The organism is Phenylobacterium sp. (genome assembly GCF_028290885.1).
Lineage (GTDB): Bacteria > Pseudomonadota > Alphaproteobacteria > Caulobacterales > Caulobacteraceae > Phenylobacterium.
On the sequence record NZ_JAQGIZ010000136.1, the window covers coordinates 1 to 21,596 of the forward strand.

Genomic DNA, 21,596 nt, shown 5'->3' on the forward strand with positions numbered 1-21,596 from the left:
CAGGTGGAAGCGGGCCGGGGTGGGGGTGAAGCCGAAGGGCGCGGCGAGCCGGCCGGCGGCGATGTCGTTGGCGACATAGATCCACGGCGACAGGCCGACGCCCAGTCCGGCGATCGCCGCCTCCAGCATGTAGAACAGGTGCTCGTATTCGCGGTTCTCCGGGGCTTCGGGCGCCGGCACGCCGGCGTGCTCCGACCATTCGGCCCAGGCCTGGCGGTGGGGCCGGGTGTGCAGGCGCGGGGTGCGGGCGAGGTCGAGGCCGCCGCGCGTCAGGGCGGGCGCGACCACCGGGCCATGGAAGTTGTCGAGGAAGGGCGTGGCGGTAAGGCCGTCGCCCGCGACGCTCTCGGTGAGCCGGATGGCGGCGTCGAAGGGTTCGCGGGTGAAGTCGACCGGGCCATAGGCCTCGGTCACGCGGATCGACAGTTCCGGATGCCGGGCGTGGAAGCCGGAGAGGCGCGGGATCAGCCACTTCATGGCCAGGGTGCCGACGCAGGAGACGTGTAGCTCGCGGTCGGCCGCCGCCCGCACCTCGCGGAAGGTCTGCTCCAGCTCATCGAAGGTGCGGCCGAGCGCGCGGGCCATCCGGTCGCCGGCGTCGGTGAGCTTGAGCGCATTGCGCGGGCCTTGGGTCAGCTTGACCCCGCACAGGGCCTCCAGGCCGCGGACCTGGCGGCTGACCGCGCCGTGGGTGACGCAGAGCTCGTCGGCGGCCAGGCTCATCTTGCCCCGACGCGCGAAGGCCTCGAACGCCCGAAGGGCCGTCAACGGCAGTTGGCTACGCTTGGCCATGTGTGACCTCAGCTCACAAGCTTCCGACCGGATATAGGGTCAGATAAGCGCGCGCCCAAACGACATCTCAGTGCGGCGTCCGTGAGGTCGGATCACAGAGCGTGGCCAGACGCCCGCCGTGAGTCCGGCTCACGGCGGGCGTCTGGTGCGTCGCTACTGCCGGTAGCTGAGCCGCAGATAGATGAACCGCCCGGGCGCGTCGTAGGCGTTCGGGTCGTAGTTGTTCAGGCTGCAGGTGATGCAGCCGGGCGGATCCTTGTCGAACAGGTTGTTGACCCCCACCGCGACCGCGACCCCGTTCAGCAGGCTGGCCGGCGTCCAACGGAGCTGGGCGTCGATATAGGTGCGGCTGCCGAGCTTGTTGGGATCGCCCGATTCCTGCACCGCCGAGATGTAGCGCACGCCGGCCGTCGCCCCGAACTCCGCCTTGTCCCAATCGATGATCAGATTGGACTTCCACTTCGGATAGGCTTGGTCGGGACTTCCGCGCTCGGTGCCGAGCCGCTTGATCGGCTCGAGCCCGTTGGACGTCGGCTGCAGCTCGGTGAACTCCAGTAGCCGGGTCGTGTAGGAGTGCACCCCGAACCGTCCGATCGACCAGGCCGGCGAACTCCAGTTGACGTTGAGGTCCAGGGCCCGGGTCTTGATGCCGCCGATGTTGATCAGGGGGTTGGCGATGCCGGAGACGACCCCCGAGGCTGTCCGCGTGATGGTGGCGCAGGACAAGGGGTCGTTGGTCTGGGCGCAGCGGTCCAGCAAGGTCTGGCCGCTGAGCGCTTGGATGGCCTGGTCCAGGGTGATCTGGGTGTAGGCGAGCTCCACCGACCCGCCGTTCGCCCAGCTGGCGTCGCGCAGGAAGTCGGGCTCCCACACGCCGCTGAAGTACCAGCTCTCGCTGGTTTCGGGCTTGAGCGCCTTGTTGCCGCTGGTGATTACCGGCAGCTGCGAATTGAGCTGGACGTAGGAACCGCTCGCGGGCACGCCGCGGGCGATGCAGTTGGCGCGGACAGCGGCGCTCTGCACCGTACCTCCAGCGAGGCCGAGGAAGTCCGAGCAGGGGTCGACCACGACCTGGTCGAAGCGCGAAGCGGAGCCGAAGAGCTCGCCGATCGAGGGCGCGCGGAAGCCCTGGCCCCACGAGCCGCGGAACAGCAGATCATGCATCGGCTTCCAGTTGAACCCGGCCTTGTAGGTGGAGTCCGTGCCGGAGGTGGAATAGTCGAACCAGCGGCCGGCCACTGAGGCGTCGAGGCGATAGAAGAACGGCGTGTCCTTGATGAGCGGGATCCGCAGTTCGCCATAAGCTTCCTTGACGGTGATCGAGCCGCTCGCAGGCTGGGCGGGGATGTCGGATGACAGGCCCGCGGCGACGATGGGATCTGGCTGGAAGAAGCCTTCGGTCACCCGATGCTCCAGGCCGACGGCGAAGGCGAGGGGCCCGGCGGGAAGGTCGAAGATGTCGCCCGTCAGGTTGGCGCTGACGTCCCGAAGTTCCTGCTGCGAGGTATCCTGCTGGGTGAAACCGATGAAGCTCAGCATGGCCGGCGTGATGGTGCCCGCCCCGCCGAACAGGTTGAGCGGAACGCAGGAACCGGTGCACCCGGAGAGCGGGCCGAGCGCCTGCTGGACACGCTGGGCGTTGACGTTGCCGGTGAATATCTGTTCGGCGTGGTTGCGCGACCACACGCCGTCGATGTCCCAGTGCCAGGTCCGGTCGCCGACCGCGAAGTCGCCGTCCAGCGTGCCGGCGACGTTCCAGGTGTCGACGGTCTGCTCGTAGTGCCGCGGGCCGGCCTCCACCAGGCGGCGGCCGATGAACGAATAGGTCCCCGGCTGCAGGGTGAAGCCGAAGGGGTTGTAGGGGTTGGTTCTGTCGACCGCGACGGTGTCGAGCAGGTTGCCGTTGCCGGCGTCGGGCCCCACGAACAGCGGCAGCGGCGCCGCCTGGTTGGCCGACTTGCGTTCGACATAGGACGCCCGCACGCGGAAATGGATGTGGTCGGTGATGTCCTGGGTCACCGAGCCGAACAGGCTCAGCCGTTCCAGCGGCGTTTCGATGTAGTTGAACGGCTGGAAGTTGAACCGGTCGGCGGTGGTGAAGGGCTTGAAGCTGCCGCTCGCGCCGGTGGGATCGAGCGGGTTGTAGATCGGCCGTTGTCCGGGCTGGAGGGCCTGCCGCAGGGTCGCGCTGAAGTCCTGGTTGGTGTTCGGGTCATGGATGATGAACCGGCCGAGCGGGGTCCCGGAACTGCAGCCGCTGTCGCAGACGGTGCCATACGGCGAGGGGAAGCGGGAAATGTCCCGGTCGCCCGCGAATACCGCGTCCTGCTTGAAATAGCCGCCGCCCACCACGATCGAGGTCCCACCCTGCGTGACCCCCCACGACAGGTCGTAGGTCTGGCTGAAGCCGTCGCCCTGGCCATAGCCGCCGACCTCGGCGGTCGCCTGGAAGCCGTCCTGCCGCTGCTTGGTGATGATATTGACCACGCCCGCGATGGCGTCCGAGCCGTAGATCGGCGACGCGCCTTCCTGCAGGACCTCGATGCGGCTGATCATCGACGTGGGGATGGAGTTGAGATCGACCGAGGCCGGGACGCCCGACGCCGAGGCGCCGCCGACCCAGCGCAGCCCGTCCACCAGCACCAGGGTGCGGCGGGGGCTCAGGTAGCGTAGATCGATCTCCGCCGATCCGGCGCCGACGCCGCCGCCGTCCGGCGGATTGCCCAGGTTGCCCGAGTTGTTGAACTTGCTGTTCAGGCCGCCGCCCGCTGACGGGAGACGCTGCAGCACATCGACGGTTGAGATCAGGCCGGTCTTGGCGATGGCGTCCTGGTCGATCTGCACGATCGGCTGAGTCTGTTCGAGCGGACTGGTGCGGATGCGCGAGCCGGTGACGACGATCTCGGAGACAGTGGGCTGTTGCGCGTGTGCAACGCCGAGGCTGCCCCCGGCGGCGAGCGCGCTGACGGCAAGCAGGGCTGCGCCCCTGTGAAGACGGTTCATGATGGATCCTCCCCGTGCCCCACAACGCGCCCGTTCGGCGTTCGCCGGCGGGTGAGTCGTGCGAGGCTTCTACCGGAGGATGACTCTTTCTGTTTCATCACTGTCAAGCTGGTGTCAGAATTGACACGCGGGACCGCTCTGTCGTGAAGGCCGCTGGATGGCGTTTTTGGCCCGCGCATATGGCTGGCCGTCGGCGGCGCCTGGGCAAAGCAGAGCGCGCGCCCGGGCTTCTTCCCCTGAACGGGGAAGGTAGGCTCCTAAGCCCGCTTGTTGAGCGTGATGGCGGTGGCGGCCGCGGTCGGACCGGGCAGGGCGCCGGGGCCGTAGGAGACGCCCTTCTGGCGCTGGGCCGCGATCTCCTCGGCGATGGACCGGACCAGGCCCTCGGTGACGAACTTGGCGGCGGCGACGGCGCGCGCCTGGCGGGCCAGCACCGCGTCGAAGGCCTCGGTGGCGCGAACCAGGCGGGTGCGCCTGCCGAGGCTGACGCCGGCGATCAGCGCCGGATTGCCGCGGATGCGGGCGGACTCGTGGCGGTAGTGATTGGCGAGGCGGCCGGTCTCGTCGACGTAGGCGGCGGCGTCCTGCGGCCGGCGGGCCTCGAAGGCCTGCGCCCCCAGCGCCACCAGGTGGGTCAGGCGCTCGGTCAGCAGGATCAGCTGGTCGACGCGCTCGGTGGCGTTCTCGGCGGCGGCGGCCATCAGTTCAGCCCCTGCATCTTCAGCATCTCGCGCTGGATGGAGCTGGCCAGCCCGATACCGCCATTGGCCGCCATCTTCTTGGCCATGGCCTCGGTGAGGAACGACTTGAACATGCTCTCGCCGGGGCCGCCGCCGAAGGGCGCGGGCGTGTCCACGCCCTCGAACATCTGCTGCAGCATGATCGACAGGAAGGAGGCCTCGAACTTCTGGGCCGTCTGCTTGATCTCGCCCCGCTTCGCCAGCTCGGTCGCGCTCTGCGGAGCGGCGGTGGGCTGGATCAGGTTCGTCGGGACAACGGCGGCGGTCAGGTCGGCCATCACATCACCTCGATGTCGGCCTGCAGGGCGCCGGCGGTCTTGATGGTCTGTAGGATGGAGATCATGTCCCGCGGGGTGACGCCGAGTGCGTTGAGGCCCGCCACCAGGCTTGCCAGGGAGGCGCCGGACTTCACGGTCAGGAACTTCTTGCCCTTCTCCTCGTCCACCGAGATGTCGCTCTGCGGGACGATGGCGGTCGTGCCGCCCTTGGAGAAGGCAGTGGGCTGGCTGACCTGCGAGGTCTCGCGCACGGTGATGGTCAGGTTGCCCTGCTGCACCGCGACGGTGGAGAGCCGGACGTTCTCGCCCATGACAATCACGCCGGCGATCTCATCGATGACCACCTTGGCCGGCGCGTCCGGCTCGACGGAGAGGTTCTCCACCTGGGTGACGAAGCTCATCATGTCCTGGCCGTTCGCCGGCCGGATGGCGACGATGGTGGGGTTCTCGGCGATCGCCGTACCCGGGTAGCGGGCGTTGATCACGTCGGCGATGCGCCCGGCGGTGGTGAAGTCCGGATTGCGCAGGGTCATGCGCAGGCTGGTCATGTTGGCGAGCTGGAAGCCGCTCTCGCCCTCGACGATGGCGCCCGACGCAATGCGGCCGGCGGTGGGCACGCCCTTGGAAATGGTCGAGCCGGAAGCCCCCGTGGCGCTGACCGCGCCGGTCTGCACGGTGCCCTGGGCCACGGCATAGGCCCTGCCGTCGGCGCCCATCAGCGGAGTGACCAGCAGGGTGCCGCCCAGCAGGCTCTTGGCGTCGCCCAGCGCTGAGACGCTGGCGTCGATCCGCGCGCCGGTGGCGGCGAAGGCCGGCAGGTTGGCGGTGACCATCACCGCGGCGACGTTCTTGGTGTTGAGCGTGGCGTCGCGGGTGTTGACGCCCAGGCGCTCGAGCATGGCCTCGAGGCTCTGCTTGGTGAAGGGCGCGTTGCGCAGGGCGTCGCCCGTGCCGTTCAGGCCGACGACGATGCCGTAGCCCACCAGCTGGTTGTCGCGGACGCCCTCGAAGGCAACGATGTCCTTGATCCGCGACTTGGCCGCGGCGGGCCCCGCGAACAGGCCTGCGGCGAGCAGGAGGACGGAGAAGATGCGGAACAGATGATGATGCATGGGCGCCGGATGAAGCTGCTTCGCATGGCGCCATGCGATCCGCGTGCCAGTCCAGGGGGCGGCGAAAACCCAAGGAAAACAGTTATGGTCGTCCGGCCGCGGCGGTCGCGCCGGTGTCCGTCGGCAGTTTTTGCCCGGCATTAACCATGCTGCAAGCTTGGGAGCGGAGAACGGGGGCAGAGTTCGGGCTGTGAGGGGTTGAAGCGCGCGGCATGAAGGTCACCGGCCCAGGCGGGATCGGATCCTCTTCAGGCGCACGCCCGGCGCGTGGCGCCGCCGACGGCGAGGGCTTCCGCGTCGTTACGCCGGAAGCCGCCCCGGAAACCAGCCAGGCGTCGTCGGTTTCGGCCACGCGCGGGGTGATGGGCGTCGAAGCCCTGCTGGCCCTGCAGGATGTCGGCGGGCCGCTGGAGCGCAAGCGCCGCGCCGTGCGGCGGGCGGGCCGCATTCTCGACGTGCTCGACGAGATCAGGATCGGACTGCTCGAAGGCGAGCTCGGCAGCGCGGATCTGGACCGGTTGCGCCGCGCTGTGCGCGACGAGCGCGAGCGCACGGACGACCCGGCGCTTGAGGCGGTACTCGACGAAATCGAACTTCGCGCCGCGGTTGAAGCGGCCAAGCTTGAGCAAGCCGGCCGTGCGGCGTAAAGGCACTCGCTCGGCGGTACGGATTGAAACCACTGTTTTGTTTGCTATAAGCGCCCCGCGTGTCTCGGGCAGTTTAGGGGGCTCGGAGTGTCCATGAAGGCATCTGCCGTGTTGGCTGAGAGGCCTGATTATCGTCCTTCCGAGGACGAGGAGTTTATGAACGAGCGTCAGCTTGAGTATTTCAAGCAGAAGCTCCTCGATTGGAAAGAGGACATCCTCCGGGAATCTGGAGAGACCCTCAAGCATCTGCAGAGCGAAACCGAGAATCATCCGGACCTTGCGGATCGCGCGTCTTCGGAGACTGATCGGTCTCTTGAACTGCGCACCCGCGACCGGCAGCGTAAGCTGATCTCCAAGATCGACGAGGCGCTGCGCCGGATCGAGGATGGCAGCTACGGCTACTGCGAAGAGACCGGAGAGCCGATCGGCGTGGCCCGTCTCGACGCCCGGCCGATCGCGACGCTCAGCCTGGAAGCCCAGGAGCGGCACGAGCGCCGCGAACGGGTGCACCGGGACGACTGAGTGAAAATCATCCCTCCTCTTTTAGGGGAGGGACAGGCCGCCCCCGGGTCCGGCGAATGCCGGCCCGAGGACAGGCTCCGCGGCCAGGGTGGGGGAGTCGCGTTCAAGCGCGGGCTCTCAGCTTGGCCCATACTCCCCCATCCCGGTCGGCTCCGCCGACTCGACCCTCCCCCAAAGAGGAGGGATGGCTCTTTGCCAAATCTTCAGCCTCCGCCTATATATGCTCAAAGTGAGCATTTCTCCCGAGCGGCAAATCAGGCGCTAGTGACGGGACGAAGGAGGCTGAGCCGCCCGTGACGAAACCGTTCCACGCGATCCACAGCCACGGCTTCGTGCGGGTCGCGGCCTGCACGCCAGCGGTGGCGGTGGGCGATCCGGGCTTCAACGCCGCCCAGATCCTGGCGCTGGCCAAGGAGGGGCACGCCCGCAGCGTCGACCTGATGCTGTTCCCGGAACTCGGGCTCTCCGCCTACGCCATCGACGACCTGTTGCTGCAGGACGCGCTGCTGAGCCGCGTGGAGGCGGAGATCGAGGGCTTGGCCGCCGCCAGCCGGGACCTCGCACCGGTCTTGATCGTGGGCGCGCCGGTGCAGCACAACGGCGCGCTCTACAACTGCGCGGTGGTGATCGCGCGCGGCCGGATCCTCGGAATCACGCCCAAAAGTTTCCTGCCCAACTATCGGGAATTCTACGAGAATCGCTGGTTCGCGCCGGGCGCGGGCGTCACCGGCTTGACGACCCAGCTGGCGGGCCAGAGCGTCCCCTTCGGCACGGACCTGGTGTTCGAGGCCTCCGACCTCGCGGACTTCAGCTTCGCCGCGGAGATCTGCGAGGACGTCTGGTCGCCGACGCCGCCCTCCACCCAGGCCGCGCTCGCCGGCGCCCTGATCCTCTGCAACCTCTCGGCCTCCAACATCGTGGTCGGCAAGGCCGACGACCGGGAGCTGCTCTGCGTCTCGCAGTCGATGCGCTGCCAGGCGGCCTACCTCTATTCGGCCGCCGGCCCGGGCGAGAGCACCACGGACCTGGCCTGGGACGGGCAGGCGACGGTCCACGAGCTCGGCCGCCGGCTCGCCAGGACAGACCGCTTCCCGACCGCGGCGCAGATGGCGGTGGCCGACGTCGACGTCGAGCGCCTGCGGCTGGAGCGCACCCGCACGCCGACGTTCAACAACGCCGCCGTGGCCGCCGGCCGCCCGGAGAAGGCGTTCCGGCGCGTGCGTTTCGAGCACCAGCCGACCTTCGAGGACATCGGTCTCCTGCGACCGCTCGACCGCTTCCCCTTCGTGCCGGACGACCCCGCGCGGCTCGACCAGGACTGCTACGAGGCCTTCAACATCCAGGTTCAGGGCCTGACCCAGCGGCTGCGGGCGACCAGGTCGAAACACATCGTCATCGGCGTCTCCGGCGGCCTCGATTCCACCCACGCGTTGCTGGTGGCGGCCAAGGCGTTCGACGCCTTGGGAAAGCCGCGCTCGGAGATCCTCGGGTTCACCATGCCGGGGTTCGCCACCAGCGAGGGGACCAAGGCCAACGCCTGGGCGCTGATGGAGGCGCTGGGCGTCACCGGCCAGGAGATCGACATCAAGCCCGCAGCCCTGCGCGTACTGGAGGATATCGGCCATCCTTACGCCCAAGGGCAGCCCGTCTATGACGTGACCTTCGAGAACGTGCAGGCGGGCCTGCGGACCGACTACCTGTTCCGGCTCGCCAACCGCCACGGGGGCTTCGTGCTCGGCACCGGCGACCTGTCGGAGATCGCGCTCGGCTGGAACACCTACGGCGTCGGCGACCAGATGAGCCACTACAACCCTAACGGCTCGCTGGCGAAAACCCTGATCCACCACCTGATCCGCTGGGTGGTGAAGACCGGCCAGCTGGAGGCGGCGGCCTCGGCGACCCTGCTGGCGATCCTAGACACCGAGATCTCGCCGGAGCTGGTGCCGGCCGACGCCTCGGGCGCCATCCAGTCCACCCAGGCCAAGGTCGGGCCCTACGAGCTGCAGGACTTCAACGTCTACTACATCACCCGCTTTGGGCTGCGCCCGTCGAAGGTGGCGTTCCTGGCCTGGCACACCTGGCATGACGCGAGCCGCGGCGACTGGCCGCCGAACTTCCCTGAAGGCGCGCGCCACGCCTACGACCTGGCGGCCATCAAGAAGTGGCTGGGCGTCTTCCTCTACCGGTTTTTCGAGATCAGCCAGTTCAAGCGCTCGGCCATGCCGAACGGCCCCAAGGTGGTCTCCGGCGGCGCGCTCTCGCCACGCGGCGACTGGCGCGCCCCCTCGGACGGCACGGCGCGGGTGTGGCTCGACGAGCTGGAAGCGAATGTGCCGTGACTTACCTCACCCGCGCAGCGGGGGAGGGGGACCATCGGCCGAAGAGCCGATGGTGGAGGGGGCGAGTTCAAGCTCGGAGCCCGGTCTCGCCCCTTCCACCACTCGCTCTACGGCGAGCGGTCCCCCTTCCCCGTGAACGGGGAAGGTAAGAGATCACGTCACCCTCGCCACGGCCGGCGCAGCGCCGGGCTTTTCGGGGGCGAAGCCGCGCAGCGCCGGGATGATGTCCTCGACCCGCTCGACGGAGGTCCAGGAGTCCATGAACTCCGGCGGGGTCAGCCGGGTGTCGACCGTGTGCTGGAAGAGGGCGAACAGCGTCGTCCAGAAGCCGTCGGGATTGTAGAACACCACCGGCTTGGCGTGCAGGTCGAGCCGGCGCCAGGAGAGCAGCTCGACCACCTCCTCCAGCGTGCCGATGCCGCCCGGCAGGATGACGAAGCCGTCGGCGTTCTCGAACATCATCTGCTTGCGCTGGTGCATGGAGGCGACCACCACCGTCTCCACCGTGTCCAGCGCGCGCTCGCGGCCGACCAGGAAGTCGGGGATGATGCCCAGCACCTTACCGCCGGCCTCATGCGCGCCGCGTGCGGTCGCGCCCATCAGGCCCACGCCGCCGCCGCCGTAGACCAACCTCAGGCCGGCGAGCGCCAGGTCCCGGCCCAACTCGCTCGCCGCGCGCAGATAGGCCGGGTCGGCCGCTTCGGAGGAGCCGCAGAAGACGCACACGGATTTCAGCGGGTCGGGCGCAGGCCCCATCGACGGTTTCTCCAGGAGATCGGCGCGCTTGCGAGCGCGCGGCGAAAGCCCGATTAGCTATAGCCCGGGTTAAGGAGTTTCAACCAAACCATGGTTCCCGCGAAGCCCCCCATTGCAGCGACCTGCGCCGCGCTCCTGGCGCTCGTGCTGCTGCCCGGCTGCAACGGCAAGCCCTTGGTGACGCCCGGCGCAGAGTCGGCGGCGGAGGACGCCGGCTACGTCGCGCCGCCGATGCCCGACGGCTTGCAGGCCGCCGGGGACGGGTGGCGGCTCTCGGGGTCTGCGGCGCCGGGCGCGCGGGTGCGGCTCGCCACGCCGCAGGGAGAGGCCCTGAACGCCACCGCCGACTCGCACGGCCGCTGGACGATCGCGCTGGGTCCTGTTCCCGAGGCGCGGATCTTCGGCCTCTCGGCGACCGCCAAAGGCGGCCAGGTGCAGTCGGAGGGCTATGTCCTGGTGACGCCGAAGGGACAGGCCGCGGTGCTGCGGGCCGGCGCCGGTGCGCTGCGGATCGATTCCGGGCTCCGGTCCGGCCTGCGCGCCATCGATTTCGACCAGGGCGGCGGGGTGGAGGTCTCCGCCATCGCGCCGCCCGGCGCCACGGTGATCCTTAACTTGGACGGCCGGCAGGCGGCCCAGGGCCGCGCCGACGCCTCGGGCCGCTATGACGCGAGCCTGCCCGCCGCGGGCTCGCAGACCCGCATCCTGCCGGGCGCGCACCAGGCGCAGGTGTTCGGCGACGGCTTTTCGGACAGCGTGGGATTCCAGGTCTCGGTCGCGCCGCCCCTTGCGCAGGGCCCACTGCGTAGCCAGCTCACCCCTGCCGGCCTCAGGGTCGACTGGATGACGCCGGGCGGCGGCGTGCAATCGACGATTCTCATTCACTGACGGAGCAACGGTTGGCCTTCGCGCACCCCGGAATGACGCGCCGCTTCGCCGGCGATATCGCCCCGGCCGAGACGAAGTTCAGCTTCTGGGGCTCCTTGGCCGACCTGGGGCGGCTGGTGATGCGCTCCGGCGCGCCGCAGCTGCGGCTGCGGATCGCCGCGGCCTTGGCGCTAGTCTTCATAGGCAAGGCGGCCGGCGTCACCGCGCCCGTCATGCTGGGCGACGCGATCAACACCCTGCAGCCGGCGGCGCAGGGCGGCGTCGCCATCGGCGCGACCTTCATCGGGCTGGCGGTGGCCTTCGCGGCCTTGAGGCTGGTGGCGGCCTGCGCGCCCTACGCCCGCGACGCGATCTTCACCCGGGTTTCGCAGTCGACCATGGCCAAGGCGGCGGTGGAGACCTTCGCGCACGCCTTGGGCCTGTCGCTGGACTTCCACCAGAGCAAGCAGACCGGGACCCTGACGCGGATCATCGACCGCGGCTCGCGCTCCACCGACTTCCTGATCCGCAGCCTGATCTTCAACCTCGGCCCAACGGCGGTCGAGCTGGTCATGGCCATGGCGGTGATGGTGGTGCGGCTCAACTGGCAGTTCGCCGTCACAGCGCTGGCGACGATGGTGATCTACGTCGTCGTGACCTTTCGCATCACCAACTGGCGGCTGTCACACCGGCGCGAGCTCAACGACACCGACAACCGGGTCGCCGGCCTCTCCGGAGATGCCCTGATCAACTACGAGACGCTGAAGACCTTCGGCGCCGAGGACCGGATCGTCGGGAGCTACGAGCGGGCCATGGGCGACTACGTGAACGCCAGCGCCCGGGCGAACGCCTCGCTGAACCTCCTGAACGGCTCGCAGTCGGTGATCCTCAACATCGGTCTGGCCGCCATGACGGTGATGGCCGGCTATCAGGTGGCGGGCGGCCACCTGAAGATCGGCGACATCACGACAGCGATCCTGCTGCTCAGCGGCCTCTACGCGCCCTTGGGGATGCTCGGCTTCCAGTATCGGGAGATCCGCCAGGCCTTCATCGACATGGAGCAGATGATCTCGCTGCGCGGGATCCTGCCCGAGATCGTCGATGCGCCCGACGCACGCGACCTGCCGCCGGCCAGCGGGGCGGGGGCCTCGATCGCCTTCGAGCATGTGAGCTTCCAGCACGACGCCCGCTCCGTCGGCCTGCGCGACGTGAGCTTCCAGGCGCCGCCGGGGACCACCACCGCCCTGGTCGGGCCGTCCGGGGCCGGCAAGACCACGGCCGTGCGGCTGGCCATGCGGCTGCTCGACCCCAAGGACGGCCGCGTGCTGATCGACGGCCTCGACATGCGCCAGGTGAAGCAGACGGCGCTGCGCCAGGCGGTGGCCCTGGTGCCGCAGGACGTGGCCCTGTTCAACGACAGCCTCTACGCCAACATCGCCTTCGCCCGGCCGGGCGCCGGGACCGACGAGGTGCGCGCCGCGGCCGAGGCCGCCGAACTCGGCCCGTTCATCGACAGCCTGCCGAACGGCATGTCCACCATGGTCGGCGAGCGCGGCCTGAAGCTCTCCGGCGGCGAGCGCCAGCGGGTGGGGATCGCCCGCGCCCTGCTGGCCAACCCGCGCGTGCTGATCCTCGACGAGGCCACCAGCGCCCTCGACGGGCCCACCGAGGCCGCCATCCAGGAGACCCTGCGCAAGGTGAAGGCCGGCCGCACCACCCTGGTCATCGCCCACCGGCTCTCGACTATCGTCGACGCCGACCAGATCCTGGTGCTGCGCCGCGGCCGCATCGTCGAGCGGGGAACCCACGCCGAGCTGCTGGCCCGCACCGGCGAATACGCCGCGCTCTGGCGCCGGCAGACGCGGGAGGTTTGACCCCCAGTTCCTCCCCCAGAAGGGGAGCAACTAACCGCTTTGCCCGATCGCCTTGCCCATTCGCACCAGCGGCACCGGCTCCCCGCCGCGGTCGTCGAGGATGTGCTCGATCTCGACGTAGCCGGCGCGGGCGTAGAGCGGGCGGCCCGACATCGTCGCCATCAGCTCCAGGCGGCTGAAGCCCTCCGCGCGGGCGGCGTCTTCGCACAGTTCAAGGATCAGCCGTCCGACGCCGCGGCGGGCGAAGGCCGGATGGGTGTACATGGCCCGCACCCGCGCCGGGTCGGTGGCGGGATCGAGCAGGGCGGAGTCGCGGCCCGGGGAGTGGTCGCCGCCATAGAGGGTGGCGCGGCGGCTCCAGCCGCCGCAGCCTGCGATCTCGCCGTCGGCTTCCACCACGAAATAGGTCCCATCGGCGATCAGCTGGCGGTCGAGGCCCATGATCGTGCGGCTGGCCGCGATCTGGGCCGGCGTCAGGAAGGCGCGCTGCAGCTCGGCGATGGCGGCGGCCATCACCGCGTCGAGGGCCGGGATGTCCTCAGGCCCCGCGAGGCGGGACGTCAGCCCCGCCACGCGCCTACTCCGCCCCCATCATTCTGCAGCTCGGGGAATGTCGTAGGGCTTCACAGTCTCCGGCTTCGGCTGGACGCCGGCCAGCTGCTGCATCCAGCGCCAGGCGATGCCGAAGCGGCGCGCGACGACCTTGGGCGCGGCCAACAGCACCGGCGTCAGCACCAGGGTCAGCAGGGTGGCGAACGACAGCCCCCAGACCACTGCGCCGGACAGCTGCACCCACCACTCCGAGCCGGGCGCCTTGAACTCCAGGTGGCCGTTGTGGAAGTTCGGGTGGATCTGGAACATCAGCGGCAGCAGGCCCACGACCGTCACCAGGGTGGTCAGCATCACCGGTCGGAACCGCTGGGTCGCGGCGCGCACGGAGGCCTCGTCCGCAGGATAGCCCTGGCGGCGCAGCTGGTAGAAGGTGTCCACCAGCACGATGTTGTGGCCCACCACGACCCCGGCCAGGGCGACGACCCCGGTCCCCAGCATGATCACCGAGATGTAGTCAAAGGTGTGCAGCAGGTTCACCTGGATGCCCAGGAGGACGCCGATGGTGGAGAGCGCCACGGCCGAGAGCGTCACCACCACGCCGTAGAAGCTGTTGAACTGCCACAGCAGGATCACCGCCATCAGGAACAGCGAGACGGCCATGGCGACCATGAAGAACTTGGCCGCGGCCTGGCCTTCCTCGTCGGCGCCGGTGAACTTCACGTGCACCTCGGGGTCGATCGGGGCCTTGGCGAGCCAGGGCTTCAGCTGGGCGATCTTCTGGTTGGCGGCGACCCCGGCGACGGTGTTGGCCTGGATCAGCACTAGCCGCTGGCCTTCGCGGCGCTGGATCTGGGTGATCTGCTGACCGGGCACGCGCTTGACGAAGTAGCTGGCCGGCACGGGGCCCTGCGGGGTGGTGATCTTCAGCTGGTCGAAGGCCGCCACGGTGCGGGCGTCGATCGGGAAGCGCACCCGGATGTCCAGCTCGTCCTCGGCGTCGTCGGGGCGGAAGCGGCCCACCAGCACCCCGTCGGTCATGAACTGGATCGCCTGGCCCACCGACAGCACGTCGACGCCATAGCGGCCCGCGGCGACGCGGTCGACGGTGAGGTTGTATTCGATGCCGGGCGAGGTGCGGTTGTCTTCCAGCTCGATGAGCTGCGGGTCGGACGCCAGGTGGGCCTTCACCAGGTTGGCGGCGCGGTCGAGGGCGGCCGGGTCGTGGCCGGTCATCTGCACCTGCACCGACTTGCCCGTCGGCGGCCCGCCCTCAGGCTCGCGCACCTCGACCTGCATGCCCGGCAGGTCGGCGACCCGGCCGCGGATGGCGTTGGAGACGTCCTTGCCGCGGATGCCGAGCAGCTTGCGCTGCTCGTACTTCTGGAACTCCACCTCGATGCGCCCGATGGTGTCGTTGGGGGGCGAGGCGGGACCGCCGTTCGACTGCACGCCGCCGGCGCGGACGTACATCGACTCGATGCCCTTCACGCCCACCAGCTTGGCCTCGACCTGCCGCATCAGCGCGTCCTGGGCGTCTGGCGAGAGGTTGCCGCGCGCCTTGACGAACACTGTCACCTGCTCGGGATCCTGGTCGAGGAAGAATTCGGTGCGGTGCTTCGTGTGGCCGAACCAGAACCCGATACCGACGATGATGGCCAGGGTGACCAGCACGGTGCGGCCCGGATGGCGGCCCAGCATGGAGATCGTCTTGGCGTACCAGCCCATGAAGCCGGTCATCTCGCGCGGGTCGCCGTGCTCCGACTTCTCGATCTCCGCCAGGTGGGCGGCGTCGACGGCCGTGGGGCGGCCGAAGATCGAGCCCAGCGCCGGCGTGAAGATCAGCGCCACGAAGATCGATGCGCCGAGCACGAAGAATAGGGTGAGCGGCAGGAAGCTCATGAATTTCCCGGCGATCGAGTTCCAGAACATGAACGGCAGGAAGGCGCAGAGCGTGGTCAGCGTGCCGTTGACCACCGGCCAGAACATCCGCTTGCCGGCGGCGGCGAAGGCCTGCTCCTTCGGCAAGCCCTCGGCCATCTTCCGGTCGGCGTACTCGACCACCACGATGCCGCCGTCGACCAGGATGCCGACCGCCAACACCATGCCGAACATCACCATCTGATTGAGCGTCACGCCCTTGGCGTGGATCATCAGGAAGGCGATCAGGAAGCAGGCGGGAATGGCCAGGCCGACGATGATCCCCTGCCGGATGCCGAGGCTGGCGACGATGATCATCATCACCAGCAGGCTGGCGGTCATGATCCCGCTTTCCAGCACGGTGAGCGTGCGGCCGATGAAGTCGGAATTGTCGTAGGTGAAGTCGACCTTCACGGTCGAGGGCCAGTGCTTCTGCTCCTCGGCCACGACGCTGCGGATGGTCTTCACGGTCTCCAGAAGGTTGGCGCCGTTGCGCTTGGAGACGTCCAGGGCCACCGCTGGCTGGCCGTTGAAGCGGGTGATGAAAGCCGGCTCCTTGAAGGTGCGGCGCACATTGCCGATGTCGGCGATGGTGACGATCCGGTCGCCGCTCTTCTTGACCGGCAGGGAGAGGATGTCGGCCGGATTCTGCACGACGCCCGGCACCTTCACGGCGAACTGGCCGGGACCGGAGCGCAGGTTGCCGGCGGGCACCAACTGGTTGTTGCGCGCGATCACCGCGGCGAGGTCGCTGGCGGTGACGTTGTAGGCCTCCATGCGCAGCGGATCGATGGTGACGTCCAGCAGCTCCTCGCGGGCGCCGCTCTCGAAGGCTTCCTGCACGCCCGGCGAGCTCTCCAGCCGCTCCTTCAGGCTCTTGGATATCCGCGCCAGCTCCCGTTCAGGGGCCTCGCCGTGCAGCACGACGCCGATGATCGGCCGGTCGGCGAAGCTTTCCTCCTGGATGATCGGTTCCTCGGCGTCCGGCGGAAAGCGGCCCCGGGCGAGGTCGGTCTTGGCGCGGACGTCGGCCAGCGCCTTTTCCTTGGAGAACTCGGGCTCGAACTCGAGCGTGACGATGGCCGCGCCCTGCCGCGCAACCCCGTTCATGTGCTTGATGCCCTGGATGGTCTGCAGCTGGACCTCCAGCGGCTTGATCAGCAGGCGCTCGGCGTCTTCCGGGCTCACGCCAGGGAAGGGCACGATCACCGAGATGTAGGGCAGGTCGATATCCGGCTGCGCCTCGCGCGGCATGGAGAGATAGGAGCCCAGCCCGAACAGGCAGGCGATCAAGGTGACGCCCAGCACCACCTTGCGGCGCTTGATGGCTCCATCGATCAGCGCAGCGATCATCGCTCTCTACTCCAGATCGTCCTGACGCTAACGCGCCAGGGCGACGCGAACCTTCTGGCCGTCGGCGACATAGGACTGGCCGACGGTGATCAATTGCACGGGCCCCGAAAGGCCGGTCACCCAAACGCCTTCATGGGTCTCCTCGACGATGGTCACCGGCGCGAACGCCACCCGGCCGTCGGCCAGGACGTAGCGGACGCCCTGGCGGCCGGCGGAGTCCAGCACCAAGGTCGACACCGGCACCAGGTGCGCCGGGCCCGAGCCCGCGCCGATACGCATCTCGGCCGAGAGCCCCGAGCGGACATCCAGCCGCGGGTTCGGCACGGTCATCTCGAAGTGATAGGTGCGGGTTTGCGGATCGGCCTCATGGGCGACATAGCGGACGCGGCCCTGCAGCGTCTGGCCCGACACCAGCCTGGCGGTGGCCGTCGCGCCGACCTTCAGGCTGGCGGCCTGGGTCTCCGGCACGTCGCCGACGATCAGCAGCGGATCGATCTCGATCACAGTCCCGCACGGCTGTCCGGGCGCGAGGTAGGTCCCGACCTCGGCGTCGCGGTGGTCGAACACGCCGGCGAAGGGCGCCTTGATGTTCACCTGGGCGAGCGCGATCTCGCCCTGGCGGACGGCGGCGTTGGAGGCGTCGAGGTTGGCCTGGCTCAGCAGCAATTGGGTCGGCGAGCGGAAGCCCTTCTTCGCCAGTTCCTCGTTCTGCTGCTGACTAAGCTGATTGGATTTCTGCATGGCGCGCGCCTGGTCGAGCGCCGCCTGGCGGGCGTCGACGGCCAGCCGGCACAGCACCTGGCCCTGCTTGACGAAGCCGCCTTGCAGCACCGGCGCGGCGGCCACGGTCCCGGCGGTTTCCGAGCGCAACACGACCGTGCGCGTCGCCTGCGTGCGACCGCGGATCACCACGTCATACTGACGCTGGACCTCTGGGACCAGCTTGGCCTGGACGCTGGGAGGGCCGGACGGGCCGGTCGCCTTGGCCTGCGCGGTGTTCGGCTCAGCGGTCGAGAAAATGCTGCGCACGACGAAGTAGAGCGCGACCACACCGACCACGACGACGACGAACCAGTACTGGGATTTCATCCGTATCAAGCTGTTCCCGGCCCCTTACAGCTCGCGCGAATCAGCGACGCCTCCCCGCGCGATCTTGTTCTGACGTTTTCCGCGCTTGTGATGCCGTCGTTACGCCAGCGCAAATGAAATCGCGGACAGGATAGCAGCACGGCGTTTATTCTGCTTCGCAGCAGTCCATTGCACCACGGGGCCGCGGCAGCATCGCGTAACCCCGTGTCTCCGAGCTTACTATGTAAAGGATAACCGCAAGTGAAATATCTCCACACCATGGTCCGGGTCGCGGACCTCGACGCCTCGCTGGAGTTCTATTGCGACAAGCTGGGCCTGGTGGAGGCCTCACGGACAGAGAATTCCGGCGGCCGCTTCACGCTGGTGTTCCTTTGCGCGCCGGGCGACGAGGCCGCCGCCAAGGCCGACAAGGCGCCGATGGTCGAGCTGACCTACAACTGGGATCCCGAGGCCTATGAGGGCGGCCGCAACTTCGGGCACCTGGCCTATGCGGTGGACGACATCTATGCGCTCTGCCAGCGGCTGAAGGACAAGGGCGTGGTGATCAACCGGCCACCGCGGGATGGGCGCATGGCCTTTGTCCGCTCGCCCGACAACATCTCCATCGAACTGCTGCAGGCCGGCCCGGCTCTGCCGCCTGCCGAGCCCTGGGCCTCGATGCCTAACGTAGGGTCCTGGTAGCCTTTTCGACGCGGTTTGCGCGCCCGGGAGACGATTTAGAAACCCCACTTTGCCATTCTGTGGCGGCGTCGATGCGCCAAAGCGCGCGCCGGCGCCGCCCGTGAGCCGCGAAGTCGGACGCGGGCGAGGGGTGGCGAGGTCCAGAATCGGGCCTGACGGGAGACACGCGACATGGACGGAGAAGGCGTCCTCGACTTCGTTGCGGCCCCGCCACAGGTAGGCGAACCCGCGCCCTTCTTCACCGCGGCCACCGACAACAACGACCATTACAGCCTGGAGGTCGCCGCGGGCCGCTGGATCGTCCTGATGGCGTTCGGCACCCTGGCCGAACCCGCTGCCGCCCAGGCGTTCACCGAGGTCGTGGCGCGCCGGGCGCTGTTCAACGATTTTGACGCCGCCTTCTTCGGGGTCAGCGTGGACCCGGCCGACCGGTTGCAGCGCGGTCTTGCGAACTCCGAACCGGGCTTGAGGTTCTTCTGGGACTTCGACTGCCAGGTCAGCCGCCTCTACGGCGTCGCCGACGCGCAGCATCTCAGGCCAACCCTCTTCCTGATCGACCCGTCGTTCCGCATCGCCATGGCCGAGCCGATCGAGTCCACGGGCGCGGTGCTCGACCGGCTGGAGGCGGTGCTCAAGGAGGCCCCGCGCGAGGCCGAAACCCAGGTGGCGCCGGTGCTCACCCTGCCGCGGATCCTCGAGCCGGAACTCTGCGCCGCACTGATCGCAGGCTATCGCGCGGGCGATCAGACGCCTTCCGGCTTCGCCAAGGACGTGGACGGCCGCACGGTCCAGCAGATCGATCCGTTCTTCAAGCGCCGCACGGATGTCACCATCGAGGACGAGGCGTTGATCGAAGACCTGCGCCTGCGCCTGCAGACGCGGCTGTTCCCGATGGTCAAGCGCGCCTTCGGCTGGCAGGCCAAGCATATCGAGCGCTACCTGATCTGCCGCTATGGCGCGGAGGACCAGGGTTTCTTTTCGCCGCACCGGGACGACGTGACGGCGGGCACTGCGCACCGCAAGTTCGCCGTCTCGATCAACCTCAACGACGACTTCGAGGGCGGCGACCTGAGGTTCCCCGAGTTCGGTCCGCGCATGTATCGGCCACCGGTCGGCGGGGCGACGGTGTTCGGCTGCAACCTGTTGCACGAGGCGACCCCGGTCACCCGCGGCGAGCGCTTCGTCTATGTGCCGTTCCTGTACGACCAGGAGGGGGCCCGGATCCGTCGCGCCAACCTCGCGCGCGTCGCGGTCGGACCGCAGGAAAACCGCCACATGCGCCGGGCCCAGCGCGGCGCTAGACCGGTCGGCCCGCCAGCCAGTGGGCCAGGTTCTCGAAATAGCGATGGGTCTCGGCCAGCGCCGCGGGATCGCGCCTGAAGCCGTCGCCGGGCGGCTCGCTGACAAAACTCGGACAGCCCATCGCCGGGTCGAGGTTGTAGTCGGCGAAATGGTGGAAGGTGCTTTCCGCGACGGCTGGCCCGCCCTCGTCGCTCGGCTCAAATGCGACGGCGATGTTGAAGAGCCGCCCGGTGGTCCGGCTGACACCGGTGGCGATCACGTGGGCGGAGGGGTGCTCGGCCGGCGCGCCGACGGCGCCCTCATGCGGGTGGGCGGGCAGGCGGGAGACGCCTTCGAACACCGGATGCCGTTCCCCGACGGGCTGCACCTGTTGGAAATCGCCGTTGGCGCCGGAGTGGTAGTTCGGCCAGTCGATGTCGCGGGTCGCCTGGTCGTCGCGGGCGCGGCGGCTCGGATCCGGGTCGAGGTGCTTCGAATGGAAGTAGTGGGCGTCGCCGACCCCGCCCAGGGTGCAGACCGAGCAGCCCAGGTCCATGTGGTCGCGGGTGACCATTAGGCCGCCGCCGCGCGTCCTGAACCGGCCGATGGCGGCGCATTCCTCGCCGTTCAGCCCGTCGCCGCTGTCGACCGCGAACAGCCACATCTCGTCGAAGTCGGAGGCGTCCAGCGAACCCAGCACCGGATCGGTCTGGCCCGGCGGCGCCTCGCGGTTGCGGGCGGTGACCTCGACCCCCTCCATCGCCGCCAGCCGGTCGCGCAGCTTGGAGAACCGGCCGATGTGCCAGTCGTCCTCGGTGTGCGGAATGGTGGTCTGCAACAGGATGCGGATGGGCTCGGCCATGAGCCCGAGTCTATCCCCCGGCGGTGACCCGACCAAGCGTCAGCGGGGGCCTTCCTCCTGGGCCTGCGCACGCGGGCCCAGGACGCCGCAGAGCAGGGTCGCGGCGACGCCGATGGACACCATCCTGGAAGCGACGCTCATTCGGACCTCCCGTCCGCGAGAACATCCAACGCTCAAGCTTGCCGCAGGTCCGAACGCCGGTCGAAACCGGCTCAGGCGACGATCCCGTAACGGCGGCGGCGAAGGGCGGCGCCCGCGAGCCCGAAGCCGGCGATCATCATCGTCCAGGTGGCGGGTTCGGGAATGCCCAGCACCCCCCCACCATTGGTGGACACGTTGGAGAAGACGAAGGTTTCGTCGAAATAGTTCCAGTTCGACGTCGCCGCGGGCAGGTCTTCGAGCGCCACGTAAGTTCCAGCGGGCAAGGTCGCGTCACCTCCGTAGGGCGCCGAGAACACATGGTTGGCGCCGTCGAGGTTGTCGCTCTTCGTTGAATACCAGAAGTTCCCGGTGGTCAGCACGTCGATGTAGAACTCCAGGGCGTCGCCCGCCGTGACGTGCCCAAAGTCGAGCGATGCGCCGATGGCGGTCGCGTGGTTTGGCAAGCCAGTGATCCCGCTGTCGACTCCGTTGATCTTGACCCCGAGAATCTCACTGTAGGCGGCCGTGGTCCCGGCGAAATAAGCGATCAGATCTCCATCCCCGGCGGCGGTGAAGGTGTAGGTCGTGGGGTTCTGCACGCCGGGCGTCGGATAGACCGGGAGCGCGGCGTTTGCGCGGCTGGCCATACCTGTGATGGCCAGGACCGCAACGGCAACGGCGAGTAGCGGACGCATGGAGGAGCCTCCTCGATTGCAGACCTGGGCGGGGGGATGAAAGCCCTGCGCCCCAATCTGCTGCGTCGCCACGGGCGAGTCCTAAAGCAGGGGTC

General features: G+C 68.7%; 18 protein-coding genes and 2 pseudogenes. 8 read left to right on the forward strand and 12 right to left on the reverse strand.

The features are described from left to right. From JWP28_RS09095 to JWP28_RS09115, 5 genes are all read right to left on the reverse strand, one after another. On the reverse strand, window positions 1-792 hold a 792-nt coding region (locus JWP28_RS09095), incomplete at its 3' end, for a LysR substrate-binding domain-containing protein (RefSeq protein WP_299542246.1). Between the two features lie 153 nt (window positions 793-945). After that, on the reverse strand, window positions 946-3,795 hold the full coding sequence (locus tag JWP28_RS09100; RefSeq protein ID WP_299542248.1) for a TonB-dependent receptor: 2,850 nt from the start codon (window positions 3,793-3,795) through the stop codon (window positions 946-948). 257 nt (window positions 3,796-4,052) lie between these two features. After that, a complete protein-coding gene (locus tag JWP28_RS09105) occupies window positions 4,053-4,496 on the reverse strand; it encodes a flagellar basal body protein (RefSeq protein ID WP_299542250.1) in 444 nt (147 codons plus the stop codon). After that, window positions 4,496-4,813, reverse strand: coding sequence for a rod-binding protein (locus JWP28_RS09110; protein ID WP_366143794.1), 318 nt, complete (start codon window positions 4,811-4,813; stop codon window positions 4,496-4,498). Before JWP28_RS09110 ends, JWP28_RS09105 begins: the two co-directional genes overlap by 1 nt. Continuing rightward, window positions 4,813-5,925 (reverse strand): flagellar basal body P-ring protein FlgI, encoded by a 1,113-nt coding sequence (locus tag JWP28_RS09115; protein ID WP_299542252.1) that lies wholly within the window; start codon window positions 5,923-5,925, stop codon window positions 4,813-4,815. The genes JWP28_RS09110 and JWP28_RS09115 overlap by 1 nt, the downstream gene beginning before the upstream one ends. A gap of 212 nt (window positions 5,926-6,137) precedes the next feature. Here JWP28_RS09115 and JWP28_RS09120 point away from each other — a divergent pair, with 212 nt between their 5' ends. From JWP28_RS09120 to JWP28_RS09130, 3 genes are all read left to right on the forward strand, one after another. Beyond that, a complete protein-coding gene (locus JWP28_RS09120) occupies window positions 6,138-6,572 on the forward strand; it encodes a flagellar assembly protein FliX (RefSeq protein WP_299542254.1) in 435 nt (144 codons plus the stop codon). 93 nt (window positions 6,573-6,665) lie between these two features. Next, entirely contained in the window at window positions 6,666-7,094 is a 429-nt protein-coding gene (dksA, locus tag JWP28_RS09125) for an RNA polymerase-binding protein DksA (protein ID WP_299542256.1), read from the forward strand. 293 nt (window positions 7,095-7,387) lie between these two features. Continuing rightward, window positions 7,388-9,433, forward strand: a complete 2,046-nt coding sequence (locus JWP28_RS09130) for an NAD(+) synthase (RefSeq protein ID WP_299542258.1) — start codon at window positions 7,388-7,390, stop codon at window positions 9,431-9,433. Window positions 9,434-9,586: 153 nt separating this feature from the next. Here JWP28_RS09130 and JWP28_RS09135 read toward each other — a convergent pair whose 3' ends face one another. Beyond that, window positions 9,587-10,189 carry a TIGR00730 family Rossman fold protein gene (locus tag JWP28_RS09135; protein WP_299542260.1) on the reverse strand — a complete coding sequence of 201 codons (603 nt, stop codon included), beginning with the start codon at window positions 10,187-10,189 and terminating at the stop codon, window positions 9,587-9,589. 90 nt (window positions 10,190-10,279) lie between these two features. Here JWP28_RS09135 and JWP28_RS09140 point away from each other — a divergent pair, with 90 nt between their 5' ends. After that, entirely contained in the window at window positions 10,280-11,077 is a 798-nt protein-coding gene (locus tag JWP28_RS09140; RefSeq protein ID WP_299542262.1) for an Ig-like domain-containing protein, read from the forward strand. 32 nt (window positions 11,078-11,109) lie between these two features. Beyond that, window positions 11,110-12,930 (forward strand): ABC transporter ATP-binding protein/permease, encoded by a 1,821-nt coding sequence (locus JWP28_RS09145; RefSeq protein WP_299542277.1) that lies wholly within the window; start codon window positions 11,110-11,112, stop codon window positions 12,928-12,930. 30 nt (window positions 12,931-12,960) lie between these two features. Here the strand turns inward: JWP28_RS09145 and JWP28_RS09150 are convergent, their stop codons facing one another. From JWP28_RS09150 to JWP28_RS09160, 3 genes are all read right to left on the reverse strand, one after another. After that, window positions 12,961-13,443, reverse strand: coding sequence for a GNAT family N-acetyltransferase (locus JWP28_RS09150; protein ID WP_299542279.1), 483 nt, complete (start codon window positions 13,441-13,443; stop codon window positions 12,961-12,963). Between the two features lie 78 nt (window positions 13,444-13,521). Next, window positions 13,522-16,752, reverse strand: a complete 3,231-nt coding sequence (locus JWP28_RS09155) for an efflux RND transporter permease subunit (RefSeq protein ID WP_299542264.1) — start codon at window positions 16,750-16,752, stop codon at window positions 13,522-13,524. Between the two features lie 27 nt (window positions 16,753-16,779). Next, window positions 16,780-17,841, reverse strand: coding sequence for an efflux RND transporter periplasmic adaptor subunit (locus JWP28_RS09160; protein WP_299542266.1), 1,062 nt, complete (start codon window positions 17,839-17,841; stop codon window positions 16,780-16,782). 240 nt (window positions 17,842-18,081) lie between these two features. On the opposite strand from JWP28_RS09160, the gene JWP28_RS09165 reads away from it, so the two are divergent. Then, window positions 18,082-18,522: a VOC family protein gene (locus JWP28_RS09165; RefSeq protein WP_299542267.1), complete on the forward strand. Its 441-nt coding sequence runs from the start codon at window positions 18,082-18,084 to the stop codon at window positions 18,520-18,522. A 171-nt stretch (window positions 18,523-18,693) separates the two neighbouring features. Next, window positions 18,694-19,083 (forward strand): annotated as a pseudogene (locus JWP28_RS20635) (redoxin domain-containing protein); the annotation flags it as partial. A gap of 186 nt (window positions 19,084-19,269) precedes the next feature. On the opposite strand, the pseudogene JWP28_RS20640 reads toward JWP28_RS20635, so the two are convergent. Next, a pseudogene (locus JWP28_RS20640) lies at window positions 19,270-19,449 on the reverse strand (hypothetical protein); the annotation flags it as partial. Here JWP28_RS20640 and JWP28_RS20645 point away from each other — a divergent pair. After that, window positions 19,414-19,902, forward strand: a complete 489-nt coding sequence (locus JWP28_RS20645) for a 2OG-Fe(II) oxygenase (RefSeq protein ID WP_366143796.1) — start codon at window positions 19,414-19,416, stop codon at window positions 19,900-19,902. The pseudogene JWP28_RS20640 and the gene JWP28_RS20645 overlap by 36 nt on opposite strands. Here JWP28_RS20645 and JWP28_RS09175 read toward each other — a convergent pair. Together JWP28_RS09175 and JWP28_RS09180 are read right to left on the reverse strand one after the other, a co-directional pair. Beyond that, window positions 19,820-20,665, reverse strand: coding sequence for a hypothetical protein (locus JWP28_RS09175; RefSeq protein ID WP_299542271.1), 846 nt, complete (start codon window positions 20,663-20,665; stop codon window positions 19,820-19,822). The two genes, JWP28_RS20645 and JWP28_RS09175, sit on opposite strands and share 83 nt — an antisense overlap. Window positions 20,666-20,877: 212 nt before the next feature. Beyond that, window positions 20,878-21,573, reverse strand: coding sequence for a PEPxxWA-CTERM sorting domain-containing protein (locus tag JWP28_RS09180; RefSeq protein ID WP_299542273.1), 696 nt, complete (start codon window positions 21,571-21,573; stop codon window positions 20,878-20,880). Window positions 21,574-21,596: the final 23 nt, after the last annotated feature.

What these genes read in the sequence shown, in the direction of transcription:
- JWP28_RS09100 (WP_299542248.1), bottom strand. Translation starts at nt 3,795, where the DNA reads ATGAACCGTCTTCACAGGGGCGCAGCCCTGCTTGCCGTCAGCGCGCTC.
- JWP28_RS09105 (WP_299542250.1), bottom strand. Translation starts at nt 4,496, where the DNA reads ATGGCCGCCGCCGCCGAGAACGCCACCGAGCGCGTCGACCAGCTGATC.
- JWP28_RS09110 (WP_366143794.1), bottom strand. Translation starts at nt 4,813, where the DNA reads ATGGCCGACCTGACCGCCGCCGTTGTCCCGACGAACCTGATCCAGCCC.
- JWP28_RS09115 (WP_299542252.1), bottom strand. Translation starts at nt 5,925, where the DNA reads ATGCATCATCATCTGTTCCGCATCTTCTCCGTCCTCCTGCTCGCCGCA.
- JWP28_RS09120 (WP_299542254.1), top strand. Translation starts at nt 6,138, where the DNA reads ATGAAGGTCACCGGCCCAGGCGGGATCGGATCCTCTTCAGGCGCACGC.
- dksA (WP_299542256.1), top strand. Translation starts at nt 6,666, where the DNA reads ATGAAGGCATCTGCCGTGTTGGCTGAGAGGCCTGATTATCGTCCTTCC.
- JWP28_RS09135 (WP_299542260.1), bottom strand. Translation starts at nt 10,189, where the DNA reads ATGGGGCCTGCGCCCGACCCGCTGAAATCCGTGTGCGTCTTCTGCGGC.
- JWP28_RS09140 (WP_299542262.1), top strand. Translation starts at nt 10,280, where the DNA reads ATGGTTCCCGCGAAGCCCCCCATTGCAGCGACCTGCGCCGCGCTCCTG.
- JWP28_RS09145 (WP_299542277.1), top strand. Translation starts at nt 11,110, where the DNA reads ATGACGCGCCGCTTCGCCGGCGATATCGCCCCGGCCGAGACGAAGTTC.
- JWP28_RS09150 (WP_299542279.1), bottom strand. Translation starts at nt 13,443, where the DNA reads ATGGCCGCCGCCATCGCCGAGCTGCAGCGCGCCTTCCTGACGCCGGCC.
- JWP28_RS09155 (WP_299542264.1), bottom strand. Translation starts at nt 16,752, where the DNA reads ATGATCGCTGCGCTGATCGATGGAGCCATCAAGCGCCGCAAGGTGGTG.
- JWP28_RS09160 (WP_299542266.1), bottom strand. Translation starts at nt 17,841, where the DNA reads ATGAAATCCCAGTACTGGTTCGTCGTCGTCGTGGTCGGTGTGGTCGCG.
- JWP28_RS20645 (WP_366143796.1), top strand. Translation starts at nt 19,414, where the DNA reads ATGGTCAAGCGCGCCTTCGGCTGGCAGGCCAAGCATATCGAGCGCTAC.
- JWP28_RS09175 (WP_299542271.1), bottom strand. Translation starts at nt 20,665, where the DNA reads ATGGCCGAGCCCATCCGCATCCTGTTGCAGACCACCATTCCGCACACC.